Source organism: Streptomyces sp. NPDC057623, from assembly GCF_042800355.1.
Lineage (GTDB): Bacteria > Actinomycetota > Actinomycetes > Streptomycetales > Streptomycetaceae > Streptomyces.
The window spans coordinates 98,584-117,817 of record NZ_JBHVGZ010000018.1; the positions used below are offsets into that span (position 1 = coordinate 98,584).

Consider the following 19,234-nt stretch of genomic DNA (forward strand, 5'->3'; position numbering starts at 1 on the left):
GGGTGCGGGGTGTACGGCCACTCTTCGACGTCGGGCCAGGCATCCTCAGCCCGTCCGGCGTTTGAGGACGAGGCCGTTCAGGCCGATGGGGGTCCAGGGGGCGGCCGCCCCCTGGGGATGGGACGGGTAGGGGCGGCGGGGGCGAGGGAGTCGGGGTCAGTTCGAGGGGTGGGGGGTTGAGCCGTAGGCCGTCAGGAAGCGGTCTCGGAAGGAGCTCATCTTCCAGACGGGGGCCTTGGGGGCGGGCCGCAGGCCGTCGGTCCAGTTCCAGTCGGCGATCCGGTCCAGCACCTTCGGGTCCTTGGCGACGATCGAGATCGGGACGTCCCGGCTCGCCTTGGCGCCGCTGACGCGGGAGATCGGCTGGTGGTCGCCGAGGAAGACGAGGACCGTGTCGTCGGTGCCGTAGCGCTCCAGCCATTGGGTGAGACTGGTGACGGAGTACGAGATCGACTTGCCGTACTCCTGCTTGGAACGGGTGGAGTCGGAGATGATGTCCGACGGCTTCGTGCCGGACTTCTGGATGGGCCCGAAGACCGAGCCGTCGCCGAGGTCGTTCCAGTCGACCATCTTGGGGATGGGGGCCCAGGGTTGGTGACTGGAGGTCAGGATGATCTCCGCCATCAGGGGCTTGTCGCGCTTCCTGCCGTGGACCTGGCGCTGGAAGGCTTCGAGGGCGTACTGGTCGGGCATGGTCGACCAGCTGAACTTCGGTCCCCTGTAGCCGAGTCGGAAGGCGTTGTAGACCTTGTCCAGGCCGAAGTACTCCTGTTCCGGCCAGCCCTTTTGCACACCGGGCATCACACCGACCGTGTCCCAGTCGCCCGTCTTCTGGAAGGCCTTGGTGAGGCTGAGGTGGTCGCCGGCCATGACGGTGCGGTAGCGCTGCTGGTTGTCGATCCACAGGCCGGAGAGGGTGGTGGAATGGCCCAGCCAGCTGCTGCCGCCGAACGTCGCCGAGGTGAGCCAGCCGCTCCTGGCGTGGAAGCCGGCGTCCGCGAGGGCCTTGGTGCCGGTGTCGAGGGTGCTTGTGACGCCGGGGGCGATCTCCGGATCCTGTAGTGCGCTGCGGCCGTAGCTCTCGATGAAGGTGAACAGGACGTCCTTGCCGCGTAGGTGCGGGACCAGTTGGGCGGGGGGCGTGTCGCCGAACGTGTCCGCCTTCGTTTCCTTCGCGAACTCCGCCTCGTCGCGGAGGGTGTTCACCGCGCGGTGTGCCCGGAGCTTGAGGACGGCGGCGGTGTGTTCGGCGGCGATCGGTGTGCCTGCGACCTGGAGCCCGAAGGCCGTGCAGGTGATCCAGACGGTGCCTGCGACGAGGGCGCCCTTGGACGCGGTTGCCTTGTGGTGGGCCAGGACGTCGGCGATGCGGACGGTGGCGAGGGCGACGAGGACTATCAGGAGGACGACCAGGAGGATGACGCCGATGGTGAGGAGGGTGGTGGTCGTGCCGCCCAGGGAGTCCTTCATGTACGACCGGGCGTCGTCGAGGAGTTCCCAGTCCAGGATGATGTTGAAGCCGCGGCCCAGGTATTCGTTGTAGCCGATGTCGAGGATGTTGAGGGTGGTCAGCGCGCCCAGGAAGGCGCCGGAGATCGCCGCGACGATCAGGCGGGGGCGGCGGGGGAGGCTGAGGAGGAGGGCGGCTCCGATGATGGCCTCTGCGGGGAGGCGTATGAACTCGGCGGGTGTGAGGGTGTCCGGGGTGTTCGGCATCTGCAGGCAGATGTGGATGAGGACGGCGGCCAGGGCTGTGAGGGTCCAGCGGAGGTAGGGGGTGGTGGGTCGTCGTCGCCCGGCCTCGGCCCCGGCTTCGCCTTCGGCGGCCGCGGGTTGTCCGGCCGCCGGGACGGCCCCCTCGGTCGTCGGCTCGGCTGTCGGTGCTGTTTCCGGCGTTGCCTTCTCGGCAGGTGCCCCGTTGGGCAAGTCTGGGTCTTTGCCCGGTAGTTGGCGTAGGCGCGTGAAGACGGGCACCCGAAGGTCCTTCCGTGCGAGGCCCCTGGTGGAGTGGTGCGGCGGGCCTCGCTGGGGAGGCTGGGGGCCCGCCACACCCTCGTACGGGCCGCCGTCGGCAGCTGTTCAGCCACTGCGCCCCAGCGCTCGGCAAACACCCGGCAAACGCCGGGCCAACTGGCCCGCGGCGGCCCGTCTACGCCCCGCCCACCGCCGTCAGCAGGGCCAACGGCGCTGCCGCCGAGCGGGATTCGCGGACGCACGCGTGTGGGTACGGCACCGGCTCCGCGTGGGTGTCGCGGCCGTAGCCCGCCAGGACCTCGGGCAGGCGGTGGCCGGTTGTCGTCGCCGCGCTCACCAGGGCGTGGGCGACCGTGCGGGCCTCGTCGTGCAGGCCGTAGCGGGCCAGGCCCAGGGTGATCAGCGCGTTGTCGTGCGGCCAGACCGAGCCTCGGTGGTAGGAGAGGGGGTGGTAGGCCGGTTGGCCGGCGGCCAGGGTTCGTACGCCCCAGCCGGAGAAGAAGTCCGGTTCGAGGAGGCGGCGCCCCACCGCCTCTCCGTACTCCTTGTCCAGGAGGCCGGACCAGAGCAGGTGGCCGGCGTCCGAGGCGAGTGCGTCCACCTGGTGGCCGTCGCCGGCGAGGGCCAGGGCCGGGAAGGAGTGCTCCGGCATCCAGAAGTCCTGCTGGAAGCGGTCCCGGAGATCGCTCGCCGCCTGCTCCAGGAGGGCCGCGTAGGTCTCGTCCTGCCATACCGTGCGGGCCAGCCACGCCGTGCGGCGCAGGGCGTCGTACGCGTAGCCCTGGGCGCCCGCCGCCGTCACCGCGCCGCCGGGGCGGGTGCCGTCGGCCGAGCAGATCGCGCCGGGGGAGTCCTTCCAGTTCTGGTTGGCCAGGCCGCCCTGGTCGGCCCGGTAGACCAGGTAGCCACGGGAGGTCAGGCCGCCGTGGTCCAGCATCCAGCCGATCGCCGCGCGGGCGTGGGGTTCGAGGCGGCGGGCCAGGGCCCTGTCGTCCGTCTGCTCCACGTACGCGCCCAGGAGGATCAGGAAGAGCGGGGTCGCGTCCACCGAGCCGTAGTAGCGGGCGTACGGCACCTGGCCGAAGTGCGCCAGCTCGCCGTGCCGTACCTCGTGCACGATCTTGCCGGGCTGGGAGACGGAGTCGACGCCGGTCTCCGTCGCCTGGGTCGCGGCCAGGGCGGGGAGGGTGGTGGCGGCCAGCTGGGGGCGGTAGGGGAGGGCGAAGAGGGAGGTGAGGAGGGCGTCTCGGCCGAGGAGGGTCAGGAACCACGGGGCGCCGGCCGCGGGGACGCGCAGTTCCTCGCCGTCGGGGCCGGTCGCCGGGACCTGGAGCGCGGCCAGGTCGGCGAGGCCGCGGGCGCAGGCGGCGGCCAGTTCGGGCCAGCCGGTCGGGAAGGCCACCCCCTCCACGAACTCGCCTTCCAGGGACAGGAGTTGGTGGGTGATGGCCGAGGGGGAGCGCGGCACGCGCAGTGCTCGTTTGTCGCCGTGCGGGCGGGCCATCACGCGGAGGGTCAGCTCCGTCGTGCCGTGCGGGGGCAGGGTCAGCGTCCAGATCAGGCGACGGGCGCCGGTGCCGGTTTCCTCCACGCCGTCCGGGGCGGGGTCGCACGTCACGGTCGTGAGGGAGCGCCATTCGCCGCGCTGGTAGGTGAACTCCACTCCGTGGTCGAGGACCTGGCGGGAGCGGGTGGCGCCGGTCTTGGCGTAGGTGCGGTGGTCGGAGCGCAGTTCGAACTGGTCCGTGAAGTCGGCGTCGGCCGTGACCGCGAGGTGGATCGTCGTGGGGACGGGGCGGTTGCTGGTGACGCGGAGGGTCTCGATGAACGAGCTGTCGCCCACCGCCTGTTCGCGGAAGAGGGTGTAGGCCGGTGGTTCGTTGCGGCCGCCGCGGGGGACCAGCACGCAGCGGGCCGTGTCTCCGTCGGCGACCGGGGTCAGGGTCTCGGGTACCGCTCCGTCCACGGTGAGCTGCCAGCGGCTCAGGTGACGGGCGTCGCGTACGAACAGTCCCTCCGGGGAGCCGGCGGCCCGTACGCCGCTGATGTCCCCGCCGTCACCCACGGCCGCGAACGTGCCTCCGTACACGAGCAGATGATGCCGGTCCGTCATCCCCGGTTTCCTCCCTTGAGTTCGTTGACCACAGTGGCTCCGGTCGGGCTGTGCAGCAGGTCGAGCGAGAGCGCGGCGGTCCAGCTGAAGCCGGTCGCGCCGCAGGCCGCGCCGGTGTACGGGTCCACGTACTCGGCGAAGTCCGAGCTCTGCGCGATGTCCAGCACCGCCTCGCGCAGGGCGTCGGCGCGTCGGTGCTCCCCTTGTGTCCGCAGGCCCCGCTCCAGCAGCCAGTTGGTGTTGAACCAGGCCGGGCCGCGCCAGTAGCGGTGCGGGTCGAAGGACTCGCCGAGCAGGTCGTAACTCGGCGCGAGCCGGGTCGAGGTGCCGAGGCCGAAGTGCTCGGACGTCGTCGTGCGGACCAGGGCTGCGGCGATGTCCCGCGGCAGGCCGGGCAGGAGCAGGGGGATCAGGCCCGAGACGCCGCGCTCGTGGATGAGCCCGCCGCTCCGTACGTCGCGGCAGAAGAACATGCCCTCCGCCGGGTCCCAGAGCCGCTCGATCAGCGCCGCCGTCAGCCGTTCCGCGCGTGCGTGGCGGGCCGTGCCGGTCGCGCCCAGTTCGCCGGCGATCCGGGCGAGCGCGTGCTCGGAGGCGATGAGCAGGGCGTTGAAGGACGGGTCCTCGACGGCGAAGGCGTCCGTCCGCCTCCCGCCGTCGCCGGTGCGGTCGGCCGAGGTCCTGCGGGGTGCTCCCTCGATGCCGCCGTCGGCGTAACCGCCGTCCCGGTAGTCCGTCGCCAGGCGTACGTAGCGTCCGTAGTCCAGGTCGGTCGGGCGGTCCTCGGGCGCCCCGTGGTCGAGGTCGGCGCGGCGGAAGGAACGGGTCGGGGCCGGGGTGACGCGGGCCAGCGGGGCGTCCCAGCAGGGGCTGTTGTCCATGCCCTGTTCCCAGGGGTGCACGACCGACGCGAGGCCGCCGCCGCCCAGGTCCCGGCGGCGCAGCAGATAGCGGTGCCAGGCGGCCAGGCGGGGATACATCCGGGTGAGGAAGCCGCGCGCCCGGGACAGTCCCGGGTCGGCGCGGTGCACCAGCCAGGCGGCCAGCGCGTGCACCGGTGGCTGCACGATGCCGGAGGTCTGTACGGTGCGCGGGGCGCCCGCGGCGCGGCCCGCGGTCGAGGAGCGCCAGAAGTCGGGGCTCGGGAAGTAGGCGTCCAGGGGGACCGAGGGGTTGAAGACGATGTGCGGGACCCGGCCGTCGCCCCACTGGGCGTCGAGCAGGGTCTCCAGCTCCGTCTGCGCCCGTAACGGCGAGAGGTGCCTGAGGCCGATCGCGATGAACGCCGAGTCCCAGGACCACTGGTGCGGATACAGGCTGCGGGAGGGGACGGTGGAGGCGCCGGTCCAGTTGGCCTCCAGCACTCGGGCGGCCCTGACGTGCAGCGAACCTGCCTCAGGAGGCGGATCGTATGCGATGTCACGCTCCGCGGTACGGGCGGTGAGTTGGGCAGTGCGATCCACTCGGGGCTCCCCGAAAGACGTTCGGCCGACCGGTTCGGTCATGGCTACCGTAGGGTTACGTCTATTTAACACGCAAAACTCAATATGTAATGCAGGGTTGAGGAACACAAGGGGGTGCGCATGACCGGGTGGCAGAGGCAGCGGCGGACGGGCAGGACGACCAGGGGGGTCGGCCCGGCCGGCGCCGGCGATCTGCTCGAACTCGTGCGCAGCGGACGGGCCGTCACACGCGGCGCCCTCCAGCAGGCCACCGGCCTCTCCCGCGCGACCGTCGGCCAGCGCCTCGACCGGCTCTTCCGGGCGGGATGGCTGCGCGAGGGTGCCGGGGGGCCCGTGGACTCCCCGCTGGGCGGGCGGCCCTCCATCACCCTGGAGTTCGACGGCGAGCACGCCGTCGTCCTCGCCGCCGACCTGGACACCCGGCACGCGCGTGCCGCCGTACTGTCCCTGACCGGCGACATCCTCGCCGAGCACAGCGGCACGCTGGTCGTCGAGGACGGGCCGGACGCCGTGCTGGGCGAGCTGGGGCGCTGGTTCGCCGAGCTGCTGGAGAAGGCCGGGCGCCGGGCCGGCGAGGTGGGCGGCATCGGGCTCGCGGTGCCGGGGCCGGTGGACATCGAGACCGGCCGGGTGGTCCAGCCGCCGATCATGCCCGGCTGGGACGGCTATGACATAAGAGGGCGGCTGGCCAGGGCCTTCGGTGAGCAGACGGGGGTCGCGCCGGTGCCGGTCCTCGTCGACAACGACGCCAACCTGATGGCGTACGGCGAACAGCGCACCGGATATCCGCAGTGCTCGGCGTTCGTGCTGGTGAAGGTGTCGACCGGTATCGGTGCGGGGGTCGTCGTGGACGGCTCCCTGTACCGGGGCATCGACGGGGGTGCGGGGGACATCGGGCACATCCGGGTGGGCGCCGACGCGCTGTGCCGGTGCGGTTCGTACGGCTGTCTGGCCGCCGTCGCCAGTGGCGGTGCCGTGGCCCGGCGGCTGGCCGAGGCGGGGGCGCCCGCGGCCTCCGGGGCGGATGTGCGGGATCTGCTGGCGGCCGGGGATCCGGGGGCGGCCGCGTTGGCGCGGGAGGCCGGGCGGCAGGTCGGGGACGTGCTGGTGACCGTGGTGACGCTGCTCAACCCCGGGGTGCTGATGATCGCCGGGGATCTGGCCGGGACGCCCTTCGTCACCGGTGTGCGGGAGCTGCTGTACCAACGGGCGCTGCCGCGCTCCACCGCTCATCTGGAGGTCGTCACCTCGCGGCTGGGGGAGCGGGCCGGGTTGGTGGGGGCCGGGGCGCTGGTCGTGGAGCATCTGTACGCGCCGGAGCGGGTGGAAGAACGCCTGGTCGCGCTGGGTGTGTGACGGCCGTCGGGGGCGGTGTGCGACAGCCGTCCGGATCGGTGTGTGACGGGCGCGTTTCCGTCCCGGAGGCACGTCCGCATGGTGAAATCCGATCCTCTGTGGCAGCGTGATTCTCGCCACCTCTGATAAGGGTTGCGCTCAGATGAGCGGATCTTGAGCGGCTGCACTTCTCCAAGGGGTGGCACCGAGTGCCACCCCTTGATCGTTCATCGATCGAAATCAGACGTGCGCGATGGGCGCTCACATGAGCGGGAAACCGCACTTATGGACCCTCTCGCGTTCAAGAAGTGAAAACATCCGCCCGTCACCGCTTGCCAAGCTTTGACTTTCGATCCACTGGCGGACGGGTGGTTACAGGCGTATGACGCGTGAGTAGACGTACCCAGACGCCTTCGATCTGGGTATGTTCCTCGCCGTCAGGGCAGCCACCGCGTCCTCGAGGGAGTCGAGACCGTGTCGGAAAACAAAGATCCCCACGTAGCGAAGTTCGTTTACGACTTCACCGAGGGAAACAAGGACCTCAAGGACCTCCTGGGTGGCAAGGGCGCCAACCTCGCCGAGATGACCAACCTGGGCCTTCCCGTTCCCCCCGGGTTCACGATCACGACGGAAGCCTGCAAGGTCTACCTCGACAGCGGCGAGGAGCCGGCGGCACTGCGTGACGAGGTGAGTGCGCACCTCGACGCCCTTGAGACGAAGATGGGCAAGAAGCTCGGCCAGGCCGACAACCCCCTTCTGGTCTCCGTCCGTTCCGGCGCCAAGTTCTCCATGCCCGGCATGATGGACACGGTCCTCAACATCGGGCTCTCCGACAAGTCCGTGAAGGGCCTCGCCGACCAGGCAGGCGACGAGCGGTTCGCGTGGGACTCCTACCGCCGCCTCATCCAGATGTTCGGCAAGACCGTCCTCGGCGTCGACGGCGAGCTCTTCGAGGAAGCCCTCGACAAGGCCAAGGAGGCCAAGAAGGTCACGGTCGACACCGACCTGGAGGCCGCCGACCTCAAGAAGCTGGTCACCGCCTTCAAGAAGATCGTCAAGAAGGAGGCCGGCCGGGACTTCCCGCAGGACCCGCGCGAGCAGATGGACCTCGCCATCGAGGCGGTCTTCAACTCCTGGAACACCGACCGCGCCAAGCTCTACCGCCGCCAGGAGCGCATCCCCGGCGACCTGGGCACCGCGGTCAACGTCTGTTCGATGGTCTTCGGCAACCTGGGCCCCGACTCCGGCACGGGCGTCGCCTTCACCCGCGACCCCGCCTCCGGCCACCAGGGCGTCTACGGCGACTACCTCCAGAACGCCCAGGGCGAGGACGTCGTCGCTGGCATCCGCAACACCGTCCCGCTCGCGGAGCTGGAGTCGATCGACAAGAAGTCGTACGACCAGCTGATGCAGATCATGGAGACGCTGGAGAACCACTACAAGGACCTCTGCGACATCGAGTTCACCATCGAGCGCGGTCAGCTGTGGATGCTCCAGACCCGCGTCGGCAAGCGCACGGCGGGCGCCGCCTTCCGGATCGCGACCCAGCTCGTGGACCAGGGCCTCATCGACGAGGCCGAGGCGCTCCAGCGCGTCAACGGCGCACAGCTCGCGCAGCTGATGTTCCCGAAGTTCGACGAGGAGGCCAAGGTCGAGCAGGTCGGCCGGGGCATCGCGGCGTCGCCGGGTGCGGCGGTCGGCAAGGCGGTCTTCGACTCGTACACCGCGGTGAAGTGGTCGCGCTCGGGTGAGAAGGTCATCCTGGTCCGCCGGGAGACCAACCCGGACGACCTCGACGGCATGATCGCGGCGGAGGGCATCCTGACGTCGCGCGGCGGCAAGACGTCCCACGCGGCCGTCGTGGCGCGCGGCATGGGCAAGACGTGCGTGTGCGGCGCGGAGGAGCTCGAGGTCGACACCAAGCGGCGCCGTATGACCGTCCCCGGCGGGCACGTGGTGGAGGAGGGCGACGTCATCTCGATCGACGGCTCGTCCGGCAAGGTCTACCTGGGCGAGGTCCCGGTGGTCCCCTCTCCCGTCGTGGAGTACTTCGAGGGCCGGATGCACGCCGGTGCCCAGGACGCCGACGAGCTGGTCGAGGCCGTCCACCGCATCATGGCGTTCGCCGACCGCAAGCGGCGCCTGCGGGTGCGCGCCAACGCGGACAACGCCGAGGACGCGCTGCGCGCCCGTCGCTTCGGCGCCCAGGGCATCGGCCTGTGCCGCACCGAGCACATGTTCCTCGGCGACCGCCGCGAGCTGGTCGAGCGCCTCATCCTGGCCGACACGGAGGCCGAGCGCGAGGAGTCCCTGAAGGAGCTGCTCCCGCTCCAGAAGAAGGACTTCGTCGAGCTGTTCTCGGCGATGGACGGCCTGCCGGTGACGATCCGTCTCCTCGACCCGCCGCTGCACGAGTTCCTGCCGGACATCACCGAGCTGTCGGTGCGCGTGGCCCTCGCCGAGTCCCGCCAGGAGCCGCACGAGAACGAGCTCCGCCTGCTCCAGGCCGTACACCGGCTGCACGAGCAGAACCCGATGCTGGGCCTGCGAGGCGTACGCCTGGGCCTGGTCATCCCCGGCCTGTTCACCATGCAGGTCCGCGCGATCGCGGAAGCGGCCGCCGAGCGCAAGAACGCCAAGGGCGACCCGCGCGCCGAGATCATGATCCCGCTCGTCGGCACGGTCCAGGAGCTGGAGATCGTCCGCGAGGAGGCCGACCAGGTCGTCGCGGAGGTCGAGGCGGCCACCGGTGTGAAGCTCAAGCTGTCGATCGGCACCATGATCGAGCTGCCGCGTGCCGCCCTCACCGCCGGCCAGATCGCCGAGGCGGCGGAGTTCTTCTCCTTCGGCACGAACGACCTCACCCAGACGGTGTGGGGCTTCAGCCGGGACGACGTGGAGGCCTCGTTCTTCACCGCGTACCTGGAGAAGGGCATCTTCGGTGTCTCCCCGTTCGAGACGATCGACAAGGACGGCGTGGGCTCCCTGGTCGCCGCCGCCGCGAAGGCGGGCCGCGAGACCCGGCCGGACCTGAAGCTCGGCGTCTGCGGCGAACACGGCGGCGACCCCGAGTCGGTCCACTTCTTCCACGAGGTCGGCCTCGACTACGTCTCCTGCTCGCCGTTCCGGATCCCGGTGGCACGCCTCGAAGCGGGCCGCGCGGCTTCGGAGTCGGTGGGCAGCGACCACCGGTAGGTCTCACGGCCACCGACAAGGCCTACGGCCACTGAATCTCCGGAGTCGTCGCCTGTCCCCGACCCTCAAGACCGATGGGTGGCGACTCCGGTGCACCAAAGAGGGCGGCATCCTGTGCGGGGATGCCGCCCTCACCTGTTCCGTGGCGGGTGCGCTGCGTCAGCTGTCGCAACCCACCCCGTCGCCATCCCGGTCCAGGTGGGAGGCGTAGCCGGGCTCGCCTCGGTGGACCGGGGCCGCGCCGGCCGCGCGGGCCTCGGTGCAGTTGGCGTAGTAGACGTCGCCGCTGGACGAGCCGTCGTCGTCGGAGACGGAGCCGGTGTCCGGGGCGGGAGTGGCGGTGACCGTCTTGGTGACCTTGACCGTCTTGGTGGCCGTCACGGTCGGCGCCGGCTCCGGGTCCTTCGCCGGGGCCGTCATGGTCGTGGTGACGGTGACCGTGGGCTGCGGCGATGCCGCCTTGGCTGTCGCCTCGGTGTCCTTCGAGCCCTCGCCGGACGCGCCGCCGGCGCCGATGCCCAGGAAGAAGGCCAGGGCGAGCGCGGGCAGTACGTAGCGTTTGCGGGCCCACTTCGGGGCCGGGCGGAACGGCGGCTGCGGCATGGGTGCCGTGGTGTACGGACTGGTCATGTCATCCCCCCACTGGTGCGTGAGGGGATGACCGTAATGCCCTGTGACTGAATGTGGGGGAGGTGTGGCTTTTTTGTGACCGTCAGGCGCGGAAGGGGCCCGTCACCTCGTACGTGATGCCGCCCGACGAGCTACCCGTCGTCCCCCGCTGGCTGGAGAAGTACAGACGGGAGCCGTCCGGGGAGAAGGCCGGGCCCGTGATCTCCGACCCCGACTGGCCGTCGACGCGCAGGAACGAGGCGACGACGTCGTCCGGGGTGATGACGCAGATCTCCATGTTGCCGCCGTCCTCGGCGACGAACAGGTCGCCGGAGGACGTGCCGGTGATGTTGTCGACGCCGGTGAGCGGGGCCGTGCCGTTGACGAGGGAGTCGTCGTACGCCAACTCGTAGGTGTTCGACGTCAGGTTGAGCTGCCAGACGCGGTTGTCGCCCTTGGTCGTGAACCACACCGTGTCGTCGGCGTAGTGGCAGCCCTCGCCGCCGTTGAAGGACTTGGAGCCCGAGACCTGGGAGCGGGTGGCGGTCGGGGAGCCGTCCGGGTCGGGGACGTTCGCCCAGGTGAAGGAGCCCGAGGTGGCACTGCCCGCGACCATGACCTGGAGGGTTCCGGAGGAGAGGTTGCCCCAGGTGTTCGGTACGAAGCGGTAGAAGCGGCCGTTGGTCTCGTCCTCGGTCAGGTAGATCACCTGGCGCACCGGGTCGGCGGCCGCCGCCTCGTGCTTGAAGCGGCCCATCGCGTCGCGGCGGGTCGCCGTGTTCACGCCCCACGGGTCGGTCTCGTAGACGTAGCCGAGGGACACCTCCTCGCAGGACAGCCAGGTGTTCCACGGGGTCTTGCCGCCCGCGCAGTTCTGCCGGGTGGCGGAGAGGATGCGGTACGCGCCCGTGATCGCGCCGGCCGACGAGAACTTCACCGCGCTCGCGCCGCCGGAGGGGTTGATCTCGGAGTTGGAGACGTAGATCCAGCCGCTGCCGTCGGCGTAACAGGCGCCGCCGTCAGGGGCGTTGTGCCAGGTGTACGACGTTCCGGAGACCGTCTGGCCGGAGCGGGCGATGACGCGGCTGGTGAAGCCGCTCGGGAGTCTGATGCCGTTGGCGTCGGGGGAGCCCAGTGCCCCGTAGGGGCCGGTGCCGGGCTGGGCCGGGGCCGCGTACGCGGCGCCGCGCCACAGGGTTCCGCCGAACACGGTGGTCGAGCCGCCGAGGACGGCCGCACGCAGAAGGCTACGACGTTCCACTCTCACTCCAAGAGGTGCCGTACCGCCCCGTCGCCGGTCGACGACGGGGTCGTGCGTGGGGGGCGGCATGGAACCTAGGGGAGCCGGGTGGACGGACCGTGGCCAGTCGGTGACCGCCGGACGGCGTACCTGAGAGCTGCCTGTGGGTGCCTCATGCGCCCACCCGAAGCTCCCACTCGCCGCTCACACCCGCAACACCGGCACCCCCCGCTTCCGCTGCCCCGGCCGGTCGACGCCCGGTCCGTGCGCCTCGCGCGGCGGCTCCGCCGACGGCAGCCGGATCACCGCGTCCAGCCCGCCCGCCGCCGAGGCGTGCAGGCTCGCCTCGCCGCCGCTCGCGTGCGCGAGGCGCTGGACCAGCGACAGGCCCAGCCCCGTACCGCCCTTGGGGGCGCCGGGCGCGCGCCAGAAGCGGTCGAAGGCCCGGGCGCGCTGGTCCGCGGTCATGCCGGGGCCCTCGTCGGCGATGTGCAGGTCGACCCAGGCGGGGCGGGCGTCGCGCAGGGCACGGCGCGCCGGTACGTGGAGCCGCAGTTCGATGGTCACGGTGCTGTCGGGCGGGGAGGCGCGCAGCGCGTTGGAGAGCAGGTTGTCCACGACCTGCTCGACTCCGCCCGGCACCGAGAGAACCGGCCCCACGCTCCCCGCGAACAGCACCAGGGAGACCCTGCGCCGCTCGAAGAGCGGCAGCCAGGTGCGGTGCCGTTCCGCGCAGATCGCGCCCACGTCGACCGGCGCGGGCGTCGCGGAGTCCTCCTCCAGACGGGCCATCGCCAACAGCCCCTCGACCATCCGCGCGAGCCGGTCCGTCTCGGTCACGGCTGCGGTGAGGCTGCCCAGGCCGCGGTCGCAGACGTTCGGCTCCAGGTTCTCCAGCCTCAGCCGTAGCGCTGCGAGCGGCGTCTTCAGCTGGTGGGACGCCTCGCCCGCGAACGCGCGCTGGGAGTCGAGGAGATGGGCGAGCCGGGCCGCCGTGCGGTTGAACGCGGCGGCCAGCCGGCGAACCTCCGGGGGCCCCTTCGTCATCGACACGGGCGTCGCCCGGCCGCCGTCCGCCAACTCATGGGTGGCCCGCTCCAGTTCACGGATCGGCCGGCCGGCCCAGTAGGCGATGGCGAACCCGATCAGAGCGACCGCCGTGAGGACCCCGAGCCCGCCGACGGCCAGCAACAGCCAGACGTGATGGACGCGTTCGTGCACCGTCCGCGTCGGCAGCGTCAGCCATACGGCACCCTGGAGCCGCCCGTCACGCTGGACCGGCCCGGCGACCGACAGGTACTCGACGCCACCGATGGTCGACGTACGGACATCCACCGTGGAGGTGCCCCGGAGGGCGGCCGCGATGCCGGGGCGGGAGGCGAGGTCGGCCGACATGATGGCGGCCATCGGATGCGAGGCGGCGAGCAGGGTGCCCGAGGCGTCCACGACGACCACCTTCCCGCCGATCCGCTCGGCGCAGTGCGCCACCCGGCGCGGCAGGTCCCGCTCGGCACGGCCCGTACTGAGGGACAGCGAGGCGTACGCCGACACCGATTCGGCCTCGTCCTTCGCCGCGCCCACCACCCGCTCCCGCTCGCTGCGCGAGTAGACGAAGCCCAGCGGGACCTCCAGGCAGAGCAGCACCAGGGCGGCGAGCGAGAGGTAGCTCAGCAGCAGCCGGCGGGTCACGGCGAGGACACCTGCTGCCCGCCCGGTTCGGTCTGCACCGCCAGCCGGAAGCCGACCCCGCGCAACGTCTGGATCCACCCCGCGTGGCCCAACTTCCGCCGCAGCGAGGCGACATGGACGTCCAGCGTCTTGGTCGGGCCCTCGTAGTGCGGGTCCCACACCCGGTCCAGGATCTGCTGACGGGAGTAGACCGCACCGGGGTCCTCGGTGAGCAGCGCCAGCAGCTCGAACTCCTTCGGGGTGAGGGTGACGGGGATCTCGCCGACCCAGACCTGACGGGTGCGGCGGTCGACGACGAGGGGGCCGGGGGCGGCGTACGTGGGCTGGGGGGCGGTGTCCTCGTACGGCGAGGGTGGCTCGGCCTCGTACGAAGGGGGCGGCGCGGCCTCGTACGAGGGTGGCGGCGTGGCCTCGTACGACGTGATCGGTGCCGTGCCCGCCGGATCCGGTACCGCCTCCGTGCGCTGGGTTCGCCGGGTCACGGCCCGCACCCGCGCCACCAGCTCCCGCACGCTGAACGGCTTCGCCAGATAGTCGTCCGCGCCCAGTTCGAGCCCCAGCACCCGGTCGGCCTCCTCACCCCGCGCACTCAGGATGATGACCGGCACGTCCGAGACCTGCCGGATGCCCCGGCACACGTCGATGCCGTCCATGTCCGGCAACCCGAGGTCGAGCAGGACGACATCGCCGTACGGCCGTCTCAGCCCCTCGGCTCCGGTGGTCACGTGATCCACCGTCAGCCCGAAGTGCCCCAGGCCCTCGGCGAGCGGTTCGGCGATCGTCTCGTCGTCCTCGATGAGCAGCACTCGTATGCCCATGCGTCCTGTCTCTCGGTAAATTTGCATTCTCTGCCCTGACGTCAGCACGCTACAAGAAACAAGCGCTTGCGGGGCATTGCGACAAAGAATGTCCAATTACTGGACGCGCTCTGGCCTTTACTTAACCTTCCGCTGGCGTGGACTCCCCTACGGTGCTGTGAACTGGCCGAACTCCCCACCGAGGAGCCACCGTTGAAGGCGTTGCTGGACCGTGCCCGTTCGTTCAAGCGGCGGGTCGATTTCGAGAGCGGTGAATACCGCAAACTGGCCGAGGGGCAATATCCCGAGGCGCTCTTCATTACTTGCTCGGACTCGCGGGTCATACCCGCACTGATTACCGGAGCGCGGCCCGGAGAGATATTCGAGCTGCGCAACGCGGGAAATATCGTGCCGCCGTACGGCAGTCCCGGCGTGTCCGGGGAGGCCGCCACCATCGAGTACGCACTGGAGGTGCTCGGGGTTCAGGACATCATCGTGTGCGGTCACTCACACTGCGGGGCGATGAGCGCGCTGAAGTCGGGCGACGACCTGTCCTCGCTGCCGGGCGTGGACGCGTGGCTGCGACTGGCCCGCCCCGAACTGGTGCCGGTCCTCACGACCGCCTCCGACGACCCGTCCCTGCCCGACGTGGCCCAGGGCAACGTCGTCAACCAGCTGGCCGTACTGCGGACCTACCCGGTGGTGCGGCAGCGGCTGGACGGGGGGCGGTTGCGGCTGCACGGCTGGTACTACGAGGTCGACACCGGGCAGGTGCACGAGCTGGAGGGCGACGGGCTGTTCCGGGTGCACACCGGATGAGCGGGGCGCATGCGCGCGGGCGCGGGCCGGGGCGTACGAAGGTGGGCACGCCGAGGAGCGGGGATGCCGCCCAGCCGCCGCAGGCGGGGGGTGGGAAGGCGGCGCGGGCCGGGGGTGGGAGGCCCGACCTCGCCAACGAGATCACCGCGTCCCTCGTGGTCTTCCTCGTCGCCCTGCCCCTGTGCATCGGCGTGGCCGTGGCCTCCGGGGTCCCCGCCGAGCTGGGGATCATCTCCGGGGTGATCGGCGGTCTGGTCGTCGGCGCGGTCCGGGGCAGCACGCTCCAGGTCAGCGGGCCGGCCGCCGGGCTCGCCGCGCTGGTCGCGGAGACGGTGCTGGAGCACGGTGTGGCGATGCTCGGCGTGATCGTCCTGTTCTCGGGCATCCTCCAGATCGTCCTCGGCGTCGTACGCCTCGGCCGGCTGTTCCAGGCGATCTCCCTCGCGGTGGTGCAGGGGATGCTGGCCGGCATCGGGCTGCCGCTGATGTTCAGCCAGGCATACCCGATGGCCGACGCCAAGGCCCCGGGCGTCCCGATCGAGAACATGGCAGGCATCCCGGGCCTGGTCGCCGACGTCCTCACCGACCCGCAGGCGATGATCGCCACACTGCTCGGCATCGTCACGATCGTGCTGAGCTTCGTGTGGAAGAAGGCGCCGGGCCCGGCGAAGAAGATCCCGGCCGCGCTGGTCGCGGTCGGCATCGGCATCGCGGTCGCCGCGCTGCCCGGCGTGGACGTGAAGACACTCCAGGTCGGCAATCTGCCGGCGTCGGTGCGGGTGCCGGGGGCCGAGCAGTTCGCGGGTCTCGCGGAGCCCGCGATCCTCACCTCCATCCTCACCTTCACGGTGATCGCCTCGGCGGAGAGCCTGTTCACCGCGGCCGCCGTGGACCGTATGCACAGCGGCCCCCGCACCCGCTACAACACCGAACTCATCGCCCAGGGCGCCGGAAACACGGTCGCGGGCGTCCTCGGCGCCCTCCCGATCACGGCGGTCGTGGCCCGCAGTTCGGCGAACGTCCAGGCCGGCGCGAAGACCCGTCTCTCCCGCACCCTGCACGGCCTGTGGCTGCTGGCCTTCGCACTGCTGCTGCCGCAGGTCCTGGCACTGATCCCGATCTCGGTGCTCGCGGGCGTCCTCGTGCACAGCGGCTGGAAGCTGTTCGCGCCGGCGGAGTTCCCGAAGATGTGGCGTCAGGACCGCGGCGAATTCGTGGTGATGACGGTGACGACGCTGGTCATCGTCGCGACCGCCCTGCTGGAAGGCGTGCTCATCGGCCTCGCGGCCGGCATCGTGCTCGCCGCCCTGCGCATGTCGCAGACGGTGATCCGGCAGCACGTCGAGGACGACACCGCGAAGGTCGTCATGGCCGGCAACGCGACGTTCCTGCGCCTGCCGCAGGTCATCGAGGCCCTGGAGGCCGCCGCGGCCTCGGGCAGGCCCCGTATCCGCCTCGACCTGACCGGCGTCACCCATCTGGACCATGCCTGCCGCAACCAGGTGGAGGAGTTCACGGCGCAGCAGCGGGGGCTGGGGCTGCGCGTGGAACTGCTGATGCCGGGCCCGGCGAAGCCGGCTCCCACGGCGACCGGGCCGACGCCTGCGCCGCTGCCGCCCTCGGCCCCGGCACCGGCTCCCGGCCCGGACGCCGAGTGGTTCTACCTGGACACGCGGCCGCTGCCCGACGGCGCCGACGACTACGCGGAGCACCCACGGCTCGTGGGCTGAGCGGTGCCGTAATCCGCTGCACGCCGCGCGGGCGGCGCCCTACTGTGACGCGATGACGACTCGGATGATCATCCTCAACGGCGGTTCCAGCTCGGGGAAGTCGGGAATCGTGCGGTGTCTGCAGGCCGTGCTGCCCGACCTGTGGCTGACGTTCGGGTGTGACTCGTTCGTCGAGGCGCTGCCCGCGAAGACACAGGGGTCGGACGGGGGGATCACGTTCGCCGCGGACGGCGGGGTGAGCGTCGGGGCGGACTTCATGCGGCTCCAGGCGGCCTGGACGGAGGGCGTCGTGGCGATGGCCCGCGCCGGCGCCAGGATCGTCATCGACGACGTCTTCCTCGGCGGAGCGGCGTCCCAGCGGCGGTGGCGCGGGCATCTCGGCGATCTGGACGTGCTGTGGGTCGGCGTCAGGTGTGAGAGCGCGGTCGCCGCGGGACGTGAGATCGCGCGGGGGGACCGGGCCCGGGGCATGGCCGCCGCGCAGGCGGACCTGGTGCACGAGGGCGTGCGCTACGACCTGGAGGTGGACACCACACACTCCGAGTCCCTGCTGTGCGCGCGGACCATCGCCGCCCACGTCGGCTGATCGCGGACCGTGACCTCGCCGTCGAGGATCTGGCGCCGCAGGTCGGCCTGATTGACCGACCTCTTGGCGCCCGAGGTCCTCATCGCCGCCGACGAGGCCCCCCGACGATGCCCTCTGCCGTGCTGCGCGGTGGGCGTGAAGCGGCCCCTGGCCGGGAGGCTCGTCACCCGCCCGGCGGCCTGTGCGCTCAGGCCGTGGCCCCGCTGTCCACCACCAGGTCCGTGCCCACCACCGACATGGCGTCGTCCGAGGCCAGGTAGAGGACCGCCGCGGCCACCTCCTGCGTGGTCGAGACGCGGCCGAGGGGGAGCGTGGCCCGGGCGCGCTCGGCGCGGTCCGCCTCCTGCTCGCCGGGGCGCAGCGACATGGGGGTGGCCACGGCGCCGGGGCTGACCGCGTTGATGCGGACGCCGTCGCGGATGTGGTCGAGGGCGGCGCCCCTGGTGAGGACGGATACCGCGGCCTTGGTGGCGGCGTACGCGGCGGCGCCCGGGTGGCGGGTGTGGACGCCGAAGGTGGAGGCGATGTTCACGATCGCGCCGCCGGTCGGCTGGGTACGCATCCGGCGGACCTCGGCCTGGAGGGCGAGGAACACCCCGGTGACGTTGATGCCGAGCTGGGTGTGCCAGTCCTCCTCGGAGAGGTCGGCCAAGGGGGCGCCGCCGCGGAAGACGCCCGCGTTGTTCACGGCCACGTCGAGCGAGCCGAAGTGGTCCACGGTCGCGGCCACGGCCGCCTGGATGTCGGCGGCGCGTGAGACATCGGCGGTGACCGCCAGCGCCTTGCCGCCCGCCTCCTCGATCAGGGCCACCGTCTCGTCGAGCGGCCCGCGCCCGCGGCCGGCCACGACGACGTTCGCGCCCTCGGCGGCCAGCGCGAGCGCCGTCGTCCGTCCGATGCCGGATCCGGCGCCGGTGACCAGGGCGGTCCGGCCGGTGAAGCGGGTGCGGTTCAGTGCGGTGGTCATGATCTCCCCTGATTCTTGACCGGTCTGTTTCTTGACCGATCGATCCAGTATTGAGGCAAAGAAAAAGGCACCTCGCCCGAGGTGCCCAGGTGTGAGTCAGTCCAGCAGTGCCAGCGCCTGCTCCGCCGCGTCCCGTACCCGCGCGGGGTCCGAGGACGCCTTGCCGACCACGCGCAGGCCCTGCAGCAGCACCAGCAGCATGCGCGCGAGGGTGAGCGGATCGCGGTCCGCGGGCAGTTCGCCCTGCGCCCGCGCGCGCACCAGCGCCGCGTGCAGCACGGTCTCCAGCTGGTCCCAGTTGCGCTCCACCCACCGCGCCGCCGCCGGGTCGTGCGGGGCGAGCTCCGTCGCCGTGTTGGTGACCAGGCAGCCGCTCAGGCGCAGTTGCCCGTCGGCGGCCTCGCTCGCGTACCGCCGCACGACGGACCGTACGGCCGGCAGCGCGGGCCCCGGCCGGGACAGCTCCCGCACGATCGGCGGGAGCCCTGCCCGGGCGTAGCGCTCCAGTGCCTTGAGGTACAGCTCGTGCTTGTTGCCGAACGTGGCGTAGAGGCTGGCCCGGCCGATGCCGAGGTGTTCGACGAGGTCGGACATCGACGTCGCCTCGTAGCCGCGCCGCCAGAACAGCTCCAGAGCTGCCTGCAGCGCGGCCTCGGGATCGAACTCCTTGGTCCTGGCCACGCTCAGCAGCCTAGATCCAATAAGAACGCTCGGTCA

General features: G+C 71.4%; 14 protein-coding genes. 5 read left to right on the plus strand and 9 right to left on the minus strand.

Going from position 1 to position 19,234, the window contains the following annotated elements:
* Nucleotides 1-156 precede the first annotated feature (156 nt).
* The 3 genes from ACFU95_RS20545 to ACFU95_RS20555 all read right to left on the minus strand — a co-directional run bounded on the left by ACFU95_RS20545 (nucleotide 157) and on the right by ACFU95_RS20555 (nucleotide 5,550).
* Entirely contained in the window at nucleotides 157-1,974 is a 1,818-nt protein-coding gene (locus ACFU95_RS20545; RefSeq protein ID WP_383829285.1) for a CDP-alcohol phosphatidyltransferase, read from the minus strand.
* A 175-nt stretch (nucleotides 1,975-2,149) separates the two neighbouring features.
* The gene (locus ACFU95_RS20550; protein WP_383829288.1) at nucleotides 2,150-4,087 is read right to left on the minus strand and encodes a glycogen debranching N-terminal domain-containing protein; all 1,938 of its coding nucleotides are present in this window, start codon (nucleotides 4,085-4,087) and stop codon (nucleotides 2,150-2,152) included.
* On the minus strand, nucleotides 4,084-5,550 hold the full coding sequence (locus ACFU95_RS20555) for a trehalase family glycosidase (protein ID WP_383829291.1): 1,467 nt from the start codon (nucleotides 5,548-5,550) through the stop codon (nucleotides 4,084-4,086). Before ACFU95_RS20555 ends, ACFU95_RS20550 begins: the two co-directional genes overlap by 4 nt.
* Nucleotides 5,551-5,670: 120 nt before the next feature.
* Here ACFU95_RS20555 and ACFU95_RS20560 point away from each other — a divergent pair, with 120 nt between their 5' ends.
* Together ACFU95_RS20560 and ppdK are read left to right on the plus strand one after the other, a co-directional pair.
* Entirely contained in the window at nucleotides 5,671-6,906 is a 1,236-nt protein-coding gene (locus tag ACFU95_RS20560; protein WP_383829294.1) for an ROK family protein, read from the plus strand.
* A gap of 453 nt (nucleotides 6,907-7,359) precedes the next feature.
* Nucleotides 7,360-10,080 (plus strand): pyruvate, phosphate dikinase, encoded by a 2,721-nt coding sequence (gene ppdK / locus ACFU95_RS20565; RefSeq protein WP_383829297.1) that lies wholly within the window; start codon nucleotides 7,360-7,362, stop codon nucleotides 10,078-10,080.
* 159 nt (nucleotides 10,081-10,239) lie between these two features.
* On the opposite strand, the gene ACFU95_RS20570 is transcribed toward ppdK, so the two are convergent.
* The 4 genes from ACFU95_RS20570 to ACFU95_RS20585 all read right to left on the minus strand — a co-directional run bounded on the left by ACFU95_RS20570 (nucleotide 10,240) and on the right by ACFU95_RS20585 (nucleotide 14,436).
* Complete coding sequence (locus ACFU95_RS20570; RefSeq protein WP_383829300.1) at nucleotides 10,240-10,710, minus strand: excalibur calcium-binding domain-containing protein; 471 nt, start codon at nucleotides 10,708-10,710, stop codon at nucleotides 10,240-10,242.
* 82 nt (nucleotides 10,711-10,792) lie between these two features.
* Nucleotides 10,793-11,950, minus strand: coding sequence for an alkaline phosphatase PhoX (locus tag ACFU95_RS20575; protein ID WP_383829303.1), 1,158 nt, complete (start codon nucleotides 11,948-11,950; stop codon nucleotides 10,793-10,795).
* A gap of 183 nt (nucleotides 11,951-12,133) precedes the next feature.
* Nucleotides 12,134-13,618, minus strand: a complete 1,485-nt coding sequence (locus ACFU95_RS20580; RefSeq protein ID WP_383829306.1) for a sensor histidine kinase — start codon at nucleotides 13,616-13,618, stop codon at nucleotides 12,134-12,136.
* Nucleotides 13,615-14,436: a winged helix-turn-helix domain-containing protein gene (locus tag ACFU95_RS20585; protein ID WP_383829309.1), complete on the minus strand. Its 822-nt coding sequence runs from the start codon at nucleotides 14,434-14,436 to the stop codon at nucleotides 13,615-13,617. The genes ACFU95_RS20580 and ACFU95_RS20585 overlap by 4 nt, the downstream gene beginning before the upstream one ends.
* Before the next feature lie 192 nt (nucleotides 14,437-14,628).
* Between ACFU95_RS20585 and ACFU95_RS20590 the strand changes: the two genes are divergently transcribed.
* Genes ACFU95_RS20590 through cpt form a run of 3 tightly spaced genes read left to right on the plus strand, consistent with a single transcriptional unit; the run spans nucleotide 14,629 to nucleotide 17,550 of the window.
* Nucleotides 14,629-15,234 (plus strand): carbonic anhydrase, encoded by a 606-nt coding sequence (locus ACFU95_RS20590; protein ID WP_383829312.1) that lies wholly within the window; start codon nucleotides 14,629-14,631, stop codon nucleotides 15,232-15,234.
* Entirely contained in the window at nucleotides 15,231-16,964 is a 1,734-nt protein-coding gene (locus tag ACFU95_RS20595; protein ID WP_383829314.1) for a SulP family inorganic anion transporter, read from the plus strand. Before ACFU95_RS20590 ends, ACFU95_RS20595 begins: the two co-directional genes overlap by 4 nt.
* A gap of 52 nt (nucleotides 16,965-17,016) precedes the next feature.
* On the plus strand, nucleotides 17,017-17,550 hold the full coding sequence (cpt, locus tag ACFU95_RS20600) for a chloramphenicol phosphotransferase CPT (RefSeq protein WP_383829317.1): 534 nt from the start codon (nucleotides 17,017-17,019) through the stop codon (nucleotides 17,548-17,550).
* Nucleotides 17,551-17,737: 187 nt separating this feature from the next.
* On the opposite strand, the gene ACFU95_RS20605 is transcribed toward cpt, so the two are convergent.
* Both ACFU95_RS20605 and ACFU95_RS20610 read right to left on the minus strand, forming a co-directional pair.
* Nucleotides 17,738-18,517, minus strand: a complete 780-nt coding sequence (locus ACFU95_RS20605; RefSeq protein WP_383829319.1) for an SDR family NAD(P)-dependent oxidoreductase — start codon at nucleotides 18,515-18,517, stop codon at nucleotides 17,738-17,740.
* A gap of 96 nt (nucleotides 18,518-18,613) precedes the next feature.
* Nucleotides 18,614-19,198: a TetR/AcrR family transcriptional regulator gene (locus ACFU95_RS20610; RefSeq protein WP_383829322.1), complete on the minus strand. Its 585-nt coding sequence runs from the start codon at nucleotides 19,196-19,198 to the stop codon at nucleotides 18,614-18,616.
* Nucleotides 19,199-19,234 lie beyond the last annotated feature (36 nt).